Below are 15,353 nucleotides of genomic sequence, written 5' to 3'. Positions count from 1 at the left end.
GACACCTCTGGTGACGGACAGGCGCGATTAGCTCAGCGGGAGAGCACTACCTTGACACGGTAGGGGTCACTGGTTCGATCCCAGTATCGCGCACACAGGTCCCTCGGGATCTTCGGTGGCACCTCGCAGTGCCGCCACCAGCCCGGCCGACACCTCTGGTGACGGACAGGCGCGATTAGCTCAGCGGGAGAGCACTACCTTGACACGGTAGGGGTCACTGGTTCGATCCCAGTATCGCGCACAGCAGCAAGGCAGTTGGAACGAGAGCCGCAGTCCGGTCACGGGCTGCGGCTCTCGTGCGTCCACCGGCGGGCGGCACAGTGAAGTGCCGTGTACGGGACGCCCTCACCGGCGTTCCGTACACGGCACTTCGTTGGCCGGTGCGTGCGCACCTGCTGCTCGCCCGTCCGCGTGTCCCCGCGGGTGCGTGCTCCGGCCCGGCGCCGACCCCTGTCCCGAGAGGTCAGCGCCCGATCATGTCGGCCACCGCGCGGGTCTGGGTGACCATCTGCTCCCAGCCGCCGAAGAGCAGCAGCAGCGCGATCGCGCAGGGCAGCGCCATGGCCAGGGCCACCGCGGGGTGGCGCCGGTCGTCCGCCGGGCGCTGCGCACGGGCCGACCGGATCGCGAACGGCCGGGTTGCGAACGGCAGCCGGCGCCGGGCCGATCCTCCGGAGACATCCGTTGCCATGGTCCTGCTCCCCCTGCTGCTGCGTGTGGTCGGCGCGGTGGACGGTTGATCTCGGGGGACGAGCGCGCCCCGCCCACCGCTGCTCTCAACCGTAGGCGGGCCGCCGGGTCCTGACATCGTGCCCGCGTATCGTTCCGGGGGTGGCCGGGAGGATGACTGGGGTACCGGTCGCCTACTACCGCAGGGGGAGCCGAGGGTCGTCCGACCCCCGAGGGAACCCTGAGAACTACCCCGAGATCCCGGTCACACCAACGCCTCCACGAGGGCCGTCCCCAGGGGAGATCGGACAATCCCACCGGCGGTTCACGTGTTGCGTATCAGCACACCGCAGCCGACAGTCCGTAAGCTGTGCCCGGAAGAATCTGACGCTGCCCCACCACCGGGGGCGCACCTCACGGGTTGCCCACCTGACGGGCCGACGGGGAACGACATGGCGATGATGCGGCTGAGGCGTGAGGACCCCCGCATCGTCGGCCCCTACCGCCTGCACCGCCGGCTCGGCGCCGGCGGCATGGGCGTGGTCTACCTGGGGTCGGACCGCAAGGGCCAGCGGGTCGCGCTGAAGCTGATCCGGGCCGAGCTGGCCGAGGACGCGGAGTTCCGCACCCGGTTCGCCCGTGAGATCGCCGCCGCCTCCCGCATCCGCGGCGGCTGCACGGCCCGGGTGGTCGCCTCCGACATCGAGGCCGACCGGCCCTGGCTCGCCACCTCGTACGTGCCCGGCCCCTCGCTCTACAAGCGGGTCGGCGACGAGGGCCCGCTGGCCTGGCCGGAGGCGGCCCGGATCGGTTCGGCGCTGGCGGACGGCCTGGTGAAGGTGCACGAGGCCGGCGTCGTGCACCGGGACCTGAAGCCGTCCAACATCCTGCTCTCCCCCAAGGGCCCGCGGATCATCGACTTCGGCATCGCGTGGTCGCGCGGTGCCAGCACGCTCACCCACGTGGGCACGGCGGTGGGCTCGCCGGGTTTCCTGGCGCCCGAGCAGGTCCGCGGCGCAGCGGTGACGCCGGCCACCGACGTCTTCGCGTTCGGCGCCACGCTGGCGTACGCGCTGACCGGCGACTCGCCGTTCGGCTCCGGCGCCTCCTCGGAGGTGATGCTCTACCGGGTCGTGCACGAGGAGCCGGACCTCTCGGAGATCCCGCCGGTGCTGGCCCCGCTGGTGGGTGCCTGCCTGGCCAAGGAGCCGATGGAGCGGCCCGGCGCGGCGCATCTGCACGAGCGGCTCAGCGAGCTGGCCGCGCGGGCGGGCGGCGGCCGCGGACGGGCGGCTGCGGCTGAGACGCGCGAGGAGGCGACGGCACGCGAGGAGACAGCGCGCGGTGCGCGGCCGCGCCCGTCCGGCGGGTCGGCCGTCGGCGCCGGGCACGGGTCGCAGGGCGGCTTCGGCCCGGATGCGGCGGCCGCGGCTGCGCGGGTCGAGCAGCAGCACTGGAACGGGCGGGGCGGCGTCCCGCAGCGCGGCGGCGAGGCGGGCCACGGCCACCCCGGTGTCGGACGACCCGCCGCCGAGCGGCACGCGCCGCTGCGCCGACCGCCCGGCCAGCCGCCGACCGCTCCGATGCCGTGGCCGGCGCCCGACGCCCAGGGGCAGGCCCAGCCGCCGTCCCGGGCCCAGGAGAGCCCCGAGTCCTACGACGTCCGGGCGGCGGCCCGGCCGGTGCGCGGTCCGCACGACCGCGCGGGCCGGGAGCGCGCCACCGTACGGGAGCGCCCGCAGACGCCCGCGCCGGGGCGTCCGGCGCGCGACCGCCAGCACACCCCTCCCCCGGGCCGCCCGATCGACTCCCGCCGACGTCTGCTGCGCCAGCGGCTGGTGGTCTTCATCACCGTCACGATCGGCGTCGCGCTGGCCATCGCCGCCGCCCAGGGCTGCGAGAACCGCAACTCGCAGGGGCTGCCGCCGCTGAACCCTGCGGTCGGCGGCCAGCGCACCGGGAACGCCGGACCGGCGATCGGGCTCTCCGCCGACGGCGTGCAGAGCCCGCAGCCGGCGCCGCAGGCCCCGGTGGCCCGGACCAGCGGGGGAAGCGGCAGCCCAGCCGCCGCGGGCCCCGCCGGGTTCGGCCCTGCCACCGGGGCGGTGCCCGCGGTGGACTGGCCCAACCGCAGCTACAGCGACCCGGGCGGCGGCCCGGCGATCCAGCTCCGCGACGGCCGCTCGGGCCCGGACGCCCAGTCGGCGCCCGCAGCCGGTGCACCGGTCTCGCTGGCCTCCGTGCTGCCCGCCCGCTACCGGGGCGCGGCGGCCGCCGTGGTGGTGCTGCGCCGCACCGAGGGATCGGTCCCGGTCGACCTGGTCGAGCTCTTCGGCTTCAGCGGCGACGTCCCCGTTCTGCTCGCCGCGCGCTCCTCGGCGGCGGACCCGCAGGCCGCCGCCGCCTGGCGGCTGGAGGAGGGCGCGCTGGTCCGCGAGGAGCGGGTGGCCCAGACCGGCGCCAGCTCGTCGACCCGCTACATGCTGCGCCCCGACGGCACGCTGGACGAGTCCTGGCCCGGCGCGGGCATCTCCGGTGGCACCGGCGCGAGTTGAGCCGGCCCGGCTGATCAGCCGGCGTTGACGGCGTAGAAGGCGACGGCCGCCGCAGCGCCGACGTTCAGCGAGTCGATGCCGTGCGCCATCGGGATCCGGACCCGGACGTCGGCGGCGGCCAGCGCGCGGGCGGTCAGCCCGTCGCCCTCCGCGCCGAGCAGCAGGGCCGCCTTGGGCAACCGGTGCGGCGCGGCGTCGGCGAGGTCGACGGAGCCCTCGGCCGGGGTGAGCGCCAGCAGCTGGAAGCCGGCCTCGCGCAGCGTGTCCAGACTGCCCGGCCAGGGGTCGAGCCGGGCGTACGGCACCGCGAACACGGCACCCATCGAGACCTTGACGGCCCGCCGGTAGAGCGGGTCCGCGCAGTCCGGGGAGAGCAGCACCGCGTCCATGCCGAGCGCCGCCGCGCTGCGGAAGATCGCGCCGAGGTTGGTGTGGTCGACCAGCCCCTCCAGCACGGCGACCCGGCGCGCGCCGCCGAGCAGTTCGGCGGCGGAGGGCAGCGGCTTGCGCGCCATCGAGGCGAGCGCGCCGCGGTGCACGTGGTAGCCGGTGACGTCCTCGGCCAGCCGCGGTTCCACCACGTGCACCGGGGCGTCCGCCTCGGCGATGACGTCCGCCATGACGTCCAGCCACTTGGCCGTCAGCAGCATCGACCGCATCGCGTACCCCGCCGCCAGGGCGCGCCGGATGACCTTCTCGCCCTCGGCGATGAACAGGCCCTCGGCGGGCTCGCGGCGGCGCCGCAGCTCGACGTCGGTCAGTCCGGTGTAGTCCGCCAGGCGCGGGTCGTCGGGGTCGGTGATGGTGCTGGGTTCGGCCATGCTCGCGCTCTCGCTCAGGCTCTCAGGCGTTTCGGGTGGGGTCCAGGACGTGCACGACCTCGCCGATGACGATGACGGCCGGCGGGCGGACGCCCTCGGCGGACACCGTGGCGGCGACCGTGCCCAGGGTGGCGTCGATCCGGCGCTGAGCAGCCGTGGTGCCCTCCTGGACGACGGCGACGGGTGTGTCCGCGTCCCGTCCCGAGGCGATCAGCTTGGCGGCGATGGCGCCGATCCGCTCGACCGCCATCAGCAGCACCAGGGTGCCGCGCATCTGGGCGGCCGCCTCCCAGTTGACCAGCGAGCGTGGGTCCTCGGGGGCGACGTGACCGGAGATCACGGTGAACTCGTGGGTCATCCCGCGGTGGGTGACCGGGATGCCGACCGCCGCCGGGACGCTGATCGAGCTGGAGATGCCCGGCACGACGGTGACCGGGACGCCGGCCTCGACGCAGGCGAGCAGCTCCTCGCCGCCGCGCCCGTAGACGTACGGATCGCCGCCCTTGAGCCGGACCACGAACTTGCCGGCCTTGGCGGCGTCGATCAGCGCCTGGTTGATCGCCTCCTGGGCCATCGCGCGCCCGTACGGGATCTTGGAGGCGTCGATCACCTCGACGTGCGGCGCCAGCTCCGCGAGCAGCTCGCGCGGGGCCAGCCGGTCGGCGACCACCACGTCGGCGTCGGCGAGCAGCCGCCGGCCGCGCACGGTGATCAGGTCGGGGTCGCCCGGGCCGCCGCCGACCAGCGCCACGCCGGCCGCGCGGGCGCGGAACTGGCGGGCGCTCAGGCTGCCGTCCCGCAGGCCCTCGACGATGGTGGTGCGCAGCGCGGCGGAGTGCCGGGGGTCGCCGGTCAGCACGGCGACGGTGGTGCCGTCGTCGTGGCCGGTGGCGGGCGTCCAGGCACTGGCGGCGGCGGCGTCGTCGCTGCGGGCGCAGAAGATCCGCAGGCGCTCGGCCGCCGCGCTGACGGCCTCGTTGACCTCGTGGTCGTCGGTGGCGACCAGGACGTACCAGCAGTCCGCGAGGTCGCCGTCGGTGTAGCCGCGGCGGTGCCAGCTGATCTCGCCCGCGTCGGCCATCGCCTGGACGGCCGGGGTGGTGACCGGCGAGACCAGCTGGACGTCGGCGCCGGCCGCTATCAGGGCGGGCAGTCGGCGCTGGGCGACCTGGCCGCCGCCGACCACGAGCACGCGGCGGCCGGTGAGCAGCAGACCGACGGGGTAGGGCGTACGGCCCGCGGTGCTGGGGTGGGGGTGGGGCGCGGTCATCGGCGGGGCTCCTGAGCGACGGAGGGCTGTTCGGGTAAGGCGGCGCGCTCCTCCCGTCCCGGGCGCGCCCTTGGGCCGGGGACGGGAGGAGCGGGGGACGGCGTCAGGCCTTCTCGGTGACCCCGGCGGAGTCGAAGGTGGCTACATCGTGCATCGCGCGGGCCGCACTCTGCACCAGGGGAAGTGCGAGCAGGGCGCCGGTGCCCTCGCCGAGGCGCAGGTCCAGGTCGATCAGCGGGCGCAGGCCGAGCTTGGCCAGCGCGGCCTGGTGGCCGGGCTCGGCGGAGCGATGGCCGGCGATGCAGGCCGCGAGGACCTCGGGGGCGATGGCCTTGGCGACCAGCGCCGCCGAGCCGGCGATGACGCCGTCCAGGATCACCGGGGTGCGCAGCGAGGCGGCGCCGAGCATGAAGCCCGCCAGGGCCGCGTGCTCCAGGCCGCCGACGGCGGCCAGTACGCCGATCGGGTCAGCCGGATCGGGCTGGTGCAGCTCCAGCGCGCGGCGCACCACGTCGACCTTGCGGGCGTGCGTCGTGTCGTCGATGCCGGTGCCGCGGCCGGTGACCGCGGCCGGATCGGCGCCCGCGAAGACGGCGATCAGGGCGGCGGAGGCGGTGGTGTTGGCGATGCCCATGTCACCGGTGATCAGGATCTTGTTGCCGGCCGCGACCAGGTCGCGGGCGGTCTCGATGCCGACCTCGATGGCCTTGAGCGCCTCCTCCCGGCTCATCGCCGGGCCCTGGGTCATGTCGTCGGTGCCCCGCTTGACGTTGCGGGGCAGCAGACCGGTGGTGCGGCCGCCCTGGATGGCCTCCGGCAGCTCGCTGGCCACACCCACGTCCACCACGCAGACCTCGGCGCCGACCTGCGCGGCGAAGGCGTTGACCACCGCGCCGCCGGCCAGGAAGTTGGCCACCATCTGCGCGGTGACCTCCTGCGGCCAGGGGGTGACGCCCTGGGCGTGCACGCCGTGGTCGCCCGCGAAGATCGCGACGCAGGCGGGCTCGGGGATCGGCGGCGGGCACTTGCGGGAGAGGCCGCAGAGCTGCGCCGAGATGATCTCCAGCATGCCGAGCGAGCCGGCCGGCTTGGTCATCCGCTTCTGCCGGTCCCAGGCCTCGCCGAGCGCCTTGGCGTCCAGCGGGCGGATGGTGCGGCGGGTCTCGGCGAGCAGGCTGTGCGGCTCCTCGCCCGGCAGGGCGCGGTTGCCGTACTGCTCCTCGTGGACCACCCAGGAGAGCGGGCGCTTCTTGGCCCAGCCCTGCTGCTGCAGCTCGGGCTCGTCGGGGAACGAGTCGACGTAGCCGACGCAGAGGTAGGCGACGACGTCCAGGTGCTCGGGCAGGCCGAGTTCGCGGACCATCTCCTCCTCGTCGAAGAAGCTCACCCAGCCGACGCCCAGGCCCTCGGCGCGGGCGGCCAGCCAGAGGTTCTCGACGGCCAGGGCGGCCGAGTAGGGCGCCATCTGCGGCTGGGTGTGCCGGCCCAGGGTGTGCCGGCCGCCGCGGGTGCGGTCGGCGGTGACGACGATGTTGACCGGCGTGTCGAGGATGGCCTCGATCTTGATTTCCTTGAACTGCTTCGCGCGGCCCTTGGGGAGCGAGGCGGCGTAGGCCTCGCGCTGACGCTCCGCCAGGTCGTGCATCTTGCGGCGGGTCTTGGAGGAGCGGATGACGACGAAGTCCCAGGGCTGGGAGTAGCCGACGCTGGGGGCGGTGTGCGCCGCCTCCAGGACCCGCAGCAGCACGTCGTGCGGGACCGGGTCCGGGCGGAAGCCGTTGCGGATGTCGCGGCGCTCGCGCATCACCTGGTGGACGGCCTCGCGCATGGCCTCGTCGTAGCCGGGGGCGGCGGGGCCGCGCTCGATCGGCTCGGGCGCGGTCTCGGGCTCGACTGCCTCGGGCTCGATCGCCTCGGCTGCGGGCGCGCCGGCCGCGTCGGGGGCGAGCTGCTCGACGGGCTCTGCGATGGCGGGCTCTGCGGTGGCGGGCTGCGGCTCGGCGGTCGCCGTTCCGGAGGGCATCACGCCGGTGCCGGCGGACGTCTCGGGTGCGGCTTCGGCGGCGGTCTCGGCGGCCTCGGCGGCCTCGGGCTGGACCGCCGGGTCGGCGGCGGGGGCGTCGGGCGTTATCGGGGGCACGGTGAGGGCCTCGGTGGTCTCGGGCGCCTCGGACGCGGGCACGGGCACGGGCAGGGCGGGGACGACCGGCAGACCGTGCGGCGCGGGCGCGGCCAGGAACGCGGAGATCCGGCGCGGGTGGGAGGCGGCCGGGGCGGCCTGGACCGGGGCGACGGGCTGCGGTTCCGGCTCTGCGGCGACCGCGACGGGCTCGGCGACCGGCTGCTCCACGGGGGCTTCGGCGGTCGGCGCCTCGACGAGGGCCGGCTCGACGGGGGCCGGCTCGACGACAACGGGCTCAGTGGGAGCAGGCTCGGCGGGAGCGGGCTCGGCTACCGGGGCTTCGGCGGGAGCGGAGGCGACGTCAGCCGGGCTCTCGACCGGGACGACCGGCGCGGTCTCGGCGGGCACCGCGACGGCCTCGACGACGGGCGCAGCCTGCGCCGGCAGTTCGATCGGCGTCTCAGCGGGAGCTGGAACGGGAGCGGGAGTGGGAACGGCGGCGGGCTCGGCCACCGCCACCGGCTCGACCGGGGCTGCCGGGGCCTGGACCGCGACCGGCACGGTCTCGACGGGCGCGGCCATCGCCTGAACGGGCAGCATCGGGATGCCGGCGGCCGGCGTGGCGCTCTGGTCGGAGGGGCCGCGGTCGGCGAGCGAGCGGACCGGGACATGACCGGTCATCAGCGACGGGTCCGGAATCGGCGGGCCGGCGTGCAGCGGACGGCGGGCGGACTGCGCGGCCACCGGCTGCGGCGCGACGGGCTGGGGAGCGGCAGGCTGCGGCACGACCGGCTGGGGAGCGCTCGGCTGCGCAGGCGGCTCGGCGGCGACCAGGGCGACCGGAGCGGCGGCCGCCGCCTCCGGCGCCGCGTCGGCGGCGGCGAGCAGCGGCGGCGCGAGCGGGGGCCAGGACGGCTCGACCGGCGTGCCGGAGGCGCCGAGCGCGTCGGCGTCGGGCGTGGTGAGCAGTGCCATGGTGGGCATCGGCTCGACCGGCGGCAGCGGCACGACGGGCTGGACGACGGCGGGAGCGGGAGCGGCTGCCGACAGGTCGGCCGGCGCCACGGCGGGGTCGACCGGGTGGAAGGCCGCCGAGCCGTCGGCGGCGGTGAAGACGGCGGGTGCCGGCAGGCCGGGGTCGACCTGCGGGACGGCCATCGGCTGCACGGCCTCGCTCCAGGAGCTCTGCGGGCCGGGCATCAGCAGCACGTCGTCATCGTCGTCCAGCTGGTCGAGAGGCTCCAGCCGCTGCTCCAGCTGGTCCGGCTGGTCGAGGAAGGTGAACGCCGGTCGGAGAGGTCCGCCCGGTCCGGGCTGGCCGACGAGGTCCGGGCCCCAGCCGCCACCTCCGCGCGCCGGGTCGATTCCGTTCTCGGGGAGCAGATGCTCCGGCAGTCCCTCGTTGGGGACGTGACCGCCGTCGGTCATGTCAACACTCCTTCCAGGCCGCTTCCGCGTCCTTGGCGACCCGGTCACCGACCGAGGCACACCGTCCGCTCCGGGTCCAAGCCGCGGGTCGGCCCACCCCTCAACAACTACCGGTCGTCGCACCGTTGCACGACGACCGTGGTCCCGTCCGGCTGGTCACGGCAGCGGGCGCCGGGCCCGCCCGCCCCGGTGGGGGCGGATCGGCACGGCACACCGTCACCTGAACTAACGACAGCCCGGGGCAACCGGCACGACCACCCCGGGCCCCGGCACATTCTCCCGGTCCGGCGAGTGTCAGTCGAATGCCCACAGCCCGATCATCATGTGGGTTGCGCCACGTCGGGAGGGCCGCCGCCCCGGAATTCCGGGAAGCGGTCGGACCGTCAGACTACCGGCCCCGACCGACAGCTCATCGAATCGATGTCCGAATCGTCCGGTATGACCGTCCGTTGGCGCGAGCGGCTGGCGTTACGAGCTCGGCTCGGCCCAGAGCACCAGGGCGCTCTCGCCGGCCCCGATCGACAGCCCGCCGTCGGCGACGAGCGGTGCGGACTGCAGCAGCGAGCCCGCCAGCTGGTAGCCCGCCGCGGTAACCACCTTGCTGATCTCCTCGGCCTCGGCGAAGGTGCCCGCCAGCGCCACCAGACGGCCCGGACGGCGGGTCAGCACCGCCGCGACCACGGCGGCCCCGCCGTGCTCGACCACCACGGCGTCGGGCTCCGGCAGCCCGCCCAGCACCTCGGGTGCGGTGCCGTGCACGGTCTCGACCTCCACGCCGTACCGGCGCGCGTTCACCGCGATCCGCGCGCAGGCCGCCGCGTCCGCCTCCACCGCGAGCACTGCCGCGCCGAAACGCGCCGTCTCCACCGCCAGTGCCCCGCTGCCCGATCCCACGCTCCACACCAGGTCGCCGGGGCCCGGGCCGAGCCGGGCCAGCACCACCGCGCGGGTCTGCGCGGGCACCGAGTCCGCGGCCTCCCCGTCGTAGGCCTCCCCCGGCAGGGCCCAGCCGCGCTCGCCCGTCCGGTAGCCGACCGGGCGGCCGGCGAGCCAGCCGGAGGGCTCGCCGACGGGCTGGTTGGTCTGGGCGTTGCCGCCGATCACCAGCACCACGTTGGGGTCGCGCCAGTCGTGGTCGGGGACCCGGTCGGAGGTCAGCACGGTGACGTCCTCGTCGGGCGTGCCGAGGCCCTCGCAGACCACGAAGGTGCGGTGCACACCGCGCAGCATCAGGGCCAGCTCGCTGGGCCCGGCGTCCGCGCTGGTCAGCACGGCGACCTTGCTGTTGGCCCGGCAGATGTTCGCCGCCCTGCGCAGCCGTCCGCCGTGGGTGCTGACCACCTGGGCGTCCTCCCAGGGCATCCCCGCCCGGGCGAAGGCCGCGGCGACCGAGGAGACCGCCGGCAGCACCTCCAGCTCCAGGCCGTACTCCGCCCGACGCAGGGTGCGGACCACGCCGAAGTATCCGGGGTCGCCCTCGGCGACCACCACCACCGCGCCGCGGTGTTCGGCGATCCGGCGGGCCGCCGACTCGACGCTGCCGAGCGCGATCCGCTCGGCGGCGGCCGGCACCGGCAGCGCGTTGAGCTGGTACGGCGCGCCGGCGACCAGGGTGGCGGCGGCGAGCGCGGCGCCGGCGGCCTCGGTCAGTGGTGTGCCGTCCCAGCCGATGACTGTGATCCGGTCAGCCATGCGCGGCTGTTCTCCCTCGGTTCCCGCTCGCGACGCGGCCGCGGCGCGCATCGGTACCTGCGTCCGGGCCCTGGGTCGGGTCGGAGGGCCGCGCAGGACGGAGGTGTCTGCCACCCCCGCCGTCCGTCCTCGGCCGTCCGCCCAGGCAGAGATTACCTGGTGTGATCCTACGAAGCTGGAGAGCCTCAGTCGTGGAGGGCGAAGTTGCCCGATCTCTGCTGCGAAGCGTGGTAGCCGTCGTAGCTGTCGAAGGCCTCCAGATCCTCGGGGAGCAGGCTCCACAGGATCAGGTCGCTGCGGGTCTCCTCCCCCGCCGAGCCGACCTCGCCGGTGCGCACTATCCAGGCGCTGCGCAGCACGCCCTCGCTGATGCAGCCGATCTTCTGGGCGACCTGCTGGGCCGCGGTGTTGCCGGCCGCGGTCCGCAGTTCCAGCCGGTGGAAGCCGCGGTCCTCGAAGAGCCACTGGGCCACTCCCAGCAGCGATTCGACCGCATAGCCCTCCCCGCGGGCCCACGGCGCCGTCACGTAGCTGGCCTCGGTGCTGAGCAACCGCCAGTCGGTGTGGTGCAGTTCGACGATGCCGACCAGGCGCTGGGTGAGGTGCTCGGTGATCGCGAAGGCGATGCCGCGGCCGGCCGCGCGCAGCTCGGGGACCTCGCTGCGAAGCCAGCCGAGGGCGTGCGCGCGGGTGTAGGGCTGCGGGACGTCCGTCCAGCTCAGGACCAGCTCGTCGGCCATCATGGCGACGAGACCGGGCGCGTCACCCTCCTCCAGAGGGCGCAGCAGCAGCCGTTCGGTGCTGATCGCGGTCTCGGGGAAGCTCGCTGGCATACCGTCTCTCCTCGCCGGGTCGTGGACCCACGGTACGCCCCGTGCTCCGGGGGCGCTGGCCCGGGGCGACGGAGCGTCAGTTCGCTCGAACGGGCGCGGGCCCCGACACCGCCGTGTCGGGGCCCGCTCGGGTGTGAGGTGTCCTTAGAAGGCCGGGATGACCGAGCCCTGGAAGGTGTCCTCGATGTACTTCTTGACCTCGGGCGAGTGCAGCAGCTGGGCCAGCTTCTGGACCCGCGGGTCGTTCTCGTGGCCCTTCTTGACGGCGAGCACGTTGGCGTACGGGTTGCCGTCGGCCTTCTCCAGCAGGATCGCGTCGGTGGCGGGCTTGAGGCCGGCGCCGAGCGCGTTGTTGCCGTTGATCACCGAGGCGTCCACGTCGTCCAGCGCACGCGGCAGCTGGGCCGCGTCCAGCTCCTTGAACTTGAGGTTCTTCGGGTTGGCGGCGATGTCGTGGATGGTGGCGGTGGTGCCGGCGCCGGACTTGAGGGTGATCACGTCGTTGTCGGCGAGCAGCTTGAGCGCCCGGCCCTCGTTGGTGGCGTCGTTGGGGACCGCGACCGAGGCGCCCTGGGCCAGGTCGGTGATCTTCTTGACCTTCTTCGAGTAGACGCCCAGCGGCTCCAGGTGGACGTTCTCGACCGGGACGATGTCCGTCCCGTGCGTCTTGTTGAAGTCGGTCAGGTACGGGACGTGCTGGAAGTAGTTGGCGTCGGCGGAGCCGTCCTGCACGGCGGGGTTCTGCAGCGTGTAGTCCGAGACCTCCTTGACCGTCAGCTTCAGACCCGCCTTGGCCGCCAGGTTGTCCCGGATGTAGTCCAGGATCTGGGCGTGCGGGGTCGGGCTGGCGACGACGACCAGCGGCTTGTCCGCGCTGTTCGAGGAGCCCGAGGAGCTGGAGGAGCAGGCCGCCACGGAGAGCGTGAGGCCGGCGGTGGCGAGGACAGCGGTGTACTTCAGGACGGTACGCACGAAAAGTGCCTTTCTCCGGAGGTATGGAGGGATGGCCGCGCACCCGGGGGTCTCCCGGGAGGCGGAAGTCTGGGGGGGTGGCGATCAGGCGCGGCGCAGGCGGGCCAGCAGGCTGGCCGGGCCGCCGCGGTGGGAGAGCCGGCGGCCTGCCAGGTCGCCGACCAGCTGGACGGCGGCGACCAGGAGGACCAGTTCGATCACGATCACGATCATGAAGTTGGTCTCGAACCGCATGTAGCCGTAGGTGATGGCCAGGTTGCCCAGGCCGCCGCCGCCGACCGTGCCGGCCATCGCCGAGTAGCCGATCAGCGCGATCACGGTGGTGGTCAGCGCGGAGACCAGGGCCGGCAGGGCCTCCGGCAGCAGCGCCTTCCTGACCACCGACCAGGTGCTGCCGCCCATCGCGTGGACGGCCTCGACCAGTCCGCGGTCCACCCCGCGTACCGCGCTCTCCACCAGTCGCGCGTAGAAGGGGATCGCGCCGACGGCCAGCGGCACGGTGGCCGCCTGCCAGCCGATCGAGGTGCCGACCACCCAGCGGGTGAACGGGATCAGCGCGACCAGCAGGATCACGAAGGGCAGCGAGCGCCCCACGTTGACGATCGCGCCGACCACCTTGTTGACCACCCGGTTGCGCAGCGGCCCGCCCTGGTCGGTGAGGACCAGCAGGACGCCCAGCGGCAGGCCGAGCAGCAGGGTGACCAGGGTGGCGATGCCGACCATCTGGAAGGTCTCCTGCGTGGCGGTCCACAGCAGCGGCTGCATGTCGTCCCAGGTCATGCCACTGCTCCGTTCACCGTGTTCGTCAGGACGTCCACCTGGAGGCCCTGCTCGCGCAGGTAGCCGATCGGCACCACGTTGTCCCGGTGGCTGCCGGAGAGTTCGACGCGCATCCGGCCGACCAGCTTGCCGCCGACGGTCTCCACCGCGGCGCCCAGGATGTTGACGTCGATCTGGTAGGTCCGGGCGAGCTGGGAGACGAACGGCCGACCGGAGCTGTCCCCCTGGAAGGTGATCTCCAGCACGGTGGCGTCGGGCCGACCGGTGCCGAACTCGCTGAGCGGGAAGAGCTCGCGGGCCAGTTCGGAGCGCTCGTCGGCCAGCAGGTCGGTGAGGGTGCCGGACTCGACGATCCGTCCGCCGCGCATCAGGGCCGCCGAGTCGCAGACCGTCTTGATGACGTCCATCTCATGGGTGATCAGGAGCACGGTGAGGCCGAGCTGCTGGTTGAGGTCGCGCAGCAGGCGCAGGATCGAGCGGGTGGTCTCGGGGTCGAGCGCGGAGGTCGCCTCGTCGGAGAGCAGCACCTTGGGGTCGCCGGCCAGTGCGCGGGCGATGCCGACGCGCTGCTTCTGACCGCCGGAGAGCTGGCCGGGGTAGCTGCGGGCCTTGTCGGCGAGGCCGACCAGGTCCAGCAGCTCGGCGGCCTTGCGGCGGCGGGCATGGCGGTCCAACCCGGTGATTTCCAGGGGCAGTTCGACGTTCTGCTGCACGGTGCGCGAGGAGAGCAGGTTGAAGTGCTGGAAGACCATGCCGATCCGGCGGCGGGCCTCGCGCAGCTCGCGGCCGGCGCGGTGCTCGCCGCCCGGCAGCGCGGTGAGGTCCAGGCCGTCCACGGTGACGGTGCCCGAGCTCGGGCGCTCCAGCATGTTGACGCAGCGGATGAGGGTGCTCTTGCCGGCGCCGCTGGTGCCGACGACGCCGTACACCTCGCCCTCGCGGACGTGCAGGTCGACGCCGTCCAGGGCGGTGACCTGGCGATCTCCTGCTCGGTAGACCTTCGTAAGGCCCTTGGTGGTGATCACAGCTGCTTCCGTACGTCGGGGGTGGGCGGCACACGTCGGCCGGGGGCGCGCGCAGAGCGGCGCCACGCCGGACGGCGGGGTGGTGGCACGGGGGGGATCGCCTGGTGCGGACGACGCCTGTGCGTCAGAGCCGAGGGCGAGCGGAACCGGGAGTCCGGATCAGGGGTGCTGCGGCGGGCAGTGGCCCGCGGGGCTAAGAGGGTCCTCTAAGGCCCGTTCAGCAGGAACACATTCGACAACACATGCCACGCACACCTGCCGGCATGGTGCCGGTGGCGGTGGATTTCGTCGTCGCAGTCATACGAACTAGTAAAACAGATGGGTGCTTCGAGTCCCAACGAACAGGACCCGCTGTCCGCATGGCGGACACGAGGCAGGCGCGCCAAGGGGTCCACGCGCGAACAGCCCCGCCTGCGCGGGTGCGCGGGCGGGGCTGTCGGTGCTGCGAGAGGTCTAGACCGCTACCTTCAGGGCGGCCTGGACGGGCTTCTCCAGGGTCACGAAGCTCAGCTTGCGGCTGACCGCGCGGACCTCCGTCTGCCGGTAGCCCTGGCGGGCGTAGAGCCGCAGGTTGCCGAGGCTGCGGTGGCCGGTGTGCAGGCGGAACGCCTCCACCGGGCCCTGCGCCACCAGGCGCTCCTCGACGGCCGTGAGCAGCCGCCCGCCCAGGCCGTGCCGCTGCATCCGCGGGTGGACCACCAGTCGGCTTATCCGGCCGACACCGTTCTCGTCGACCCGGCCGCGGACCGAGCCGACCACCTCGTCCCCGAGCCGGGCGACCAGCACATGGCGGTCGGCCAGCTCGGCGCGCAGGCTGTCCAGGGTCTGGGTCAACGGCTCGATCGACCAGTCTCCGTAGAGCTCGGCCTCGCTCTGGTACCCGAGGTACTGGAGCTTGAGGATCTGTTCGGCATCGTCCTCGGTCGCCACCGAGATGATCACGCTCATGCCCATGTGCGGGGGCCTCCCATCGTCTCTACCCGGTGCGCGCAGTGAGGGTTCCGCACCGGGTGCCCAGCCGGAGGTCTGCCCGGACGGGGATCGGCCCTGACCGGGAATAGCGCAAGACCGTATCAGCCGTACCGGGCGAACACCCGTCCGTCACGCCGAGCCGCACGTGTGCAAATCGGCAGATACGTTCGCCAGCGCTCTACCCAGGCTTCAGCTGTTCTCAACCCGGTGGACC

General features: G+C 74.0%; 10 protein-coding genes, 2 tRNA genes and 1 pseudogene. 3 read left to right on the top strand and 10 right to left on the bottom strand.

Going from position 1 to position 15,353, the window contains the following annotated elements; all coding sequences use genetic code 11:
• Positions 1-21: 21 nt before the first annotated feature.
• Together P3T37_RS15260 and P3T37_RS15255 are read left to right on the top strand one after the other, a co-directional pair.
• Positions 22-93 (top strand) — tRNA-Val (locus P3T37_RS15260).
• A 76-nt stretch (positions 94-169) separates the two neighbouring features.
• Positions 170-241: transfer RNA gene (locus P3T37_RS15255), tRNA-Val, on the top strand.
• Between the two features lie 222 nt (positions 242-463).
• On the opposite strand, the gene P3T37_RS15250 is transcribed toward P3T37_RS15255, so the two are convergent.
• The gene (locus P3T37_RS15250) at positions 464-691 is read right to left on the bottom strand and encodes a hypothetical protein (protein WP_280724155.1); all 228 of its coding nucleotides are present in this window, start codon (positions 689-691) and stop codon (positions 464-466) included.
• 430 nt (positions 692-1,121) lie between these two features.
• Here P3T37_RS15250 and P3T37_RS15245 point away from each other — a divergent pair.
• Positions 1,122-1,937: pseudogene (locus P3T37_RS15245) on the top strand (serine/threonine-protein kinase); the annotation flags it as partial.
• Positions 1,938-3,238: 1,301 nt separating this feature from the next.
• On the opposite strand, the gene P3T37_RS15240 reads toward P3T37_RS15245, so the two are convergent.
• From P3T37_RS15240 to P3T37_RS15200, 9 genes are all read right to left on the bottom strand, one after another.
• Positions 3,239-4,045, bottom strand: coding sequence for an RNA methyltransferase (locus tag P3T37_RS15240; RefSeq protein WP_280724154.1), 807 nt, complete (start codon positions 4,043-4,045; stop codon positions 3,239-3,241).
• Positions 4,046-4,067: 22 nt separating this feature from the next.
• On the bottom strand, positions 4,068-5,315 hold the full coding sequence (cobA, locus tag P3T37_RS15235; RefSeq protein WP_280724153.1) for a uroporphyrinogen-III C-methyltransferase: 1,248 nt from the start codon (positions 5,313-5,315) through the stop codon (positions 4,068-4,070).
• A gap of 103 nt (positions 5,316-5,418) precedes the next feature.
• A complete protein-coding gene (gene cobT, locus P3T37_RS15230; protein ID WP_280724152.1) occupies positions 5,419-8,865 on the bottom strand; it encodes a nicotinate-nucleotide--dimethylbenzimidazole phosphoribosyltransferase in 3,447 nt (1,148 codons plus the stop codon).
• Positions 8,866-9,333: 468 nt separating this feature from the next.
• Positions 9,334-10,557: a precorrin-6y C5,15-methyltransferase (decarboxylating) subunit CbiE gene (cbiE, locus tag P3T37_RS15225; protein ID WP_280724151.1), complete on the bottom strand. Its 1,224-nt coding sequence runs from the start codon at positions 10,555-10,557 to the stop codon at positions 9,334-9,336.
• A 185-nt stretch (positions 10,558-10,742) separates the two neighbouring features.
• Entirely contained in the window at positions 10,743-11,390 is a 648-nt protein-coding gene (locus P3T37_RS15220; RefSeq protein ID WP_280724150.1) for a GNAT family N-acetyltransferase, read from the bottom strand.
• A gap of 144 nt (positions 11,391-11,534) precedes the next feature.
• The gene (locus P3T37_RS15215) at positions 11,535-12,362 is read right to left on the bottom strand and encodes a MetQ/NlpA family ABC transporter substrate-binding protein (RefSeq protein ID WP_280724149.1); all 828 of its coding nucleotides are present in this window, start codon (positions 12,360-12,362) and stop codon (positions 11,535-11,537) included.
• Positions 12,363-12,446: 84 nt separating this feature from the next.
• Positions 12,447-13,142 carry a methionine ABC transporter permease gene (locus tag P3T37_RS15210; RefSeq protein WP_280724148.1) on the bottom strand — a complete coding sequence of 232 codons (696 nt, stop codon included), beginning with the start codon at positions 13,140-13,142 and terminating at the stop codon, positions 12,447-12,449.
• Positions 13,139-14,167, bottom strand: coding sequence for an ATP-binding cassette domain-containing protein (locus tag P3T37_RS15205; RefSeq protein ID WP_280724147.1), 1,029 nt, complete (start codon positions 14,165-14,167; stop codon positions 13,139-13,141). The genes P3T37_RS15210 and P3T37_RS15205 overlap by 4 nt, the downstream gene beginning before the upstream one ends.
• Positions 14,168-14,620: 453 nt before the next feature.
• A complete protein-coding gene (locus P3T37_RS15200; RefSeq protein ID WP_280724146.1) occupies positions 14,621-15,121 on the bottom strand; it encodes a GNAT family N-acetyltransferase in 501 nt (166 codons plus the stop codon).
• Between the last annotated feature and the right edge of the window lie 232 nt (positions 15,122-15,353).

The organism is Kitasatospora sp. MAA4 (assembly GCF_029893355.1).
GTDB lineage: Bacteria > Actinomycetota > Actinomycetes > Streptomycetales > Streptomycetaceae > Kitasatospora.
This window is presented reverse-complemented; position numbering and strand designations above follow the sequence as displayed.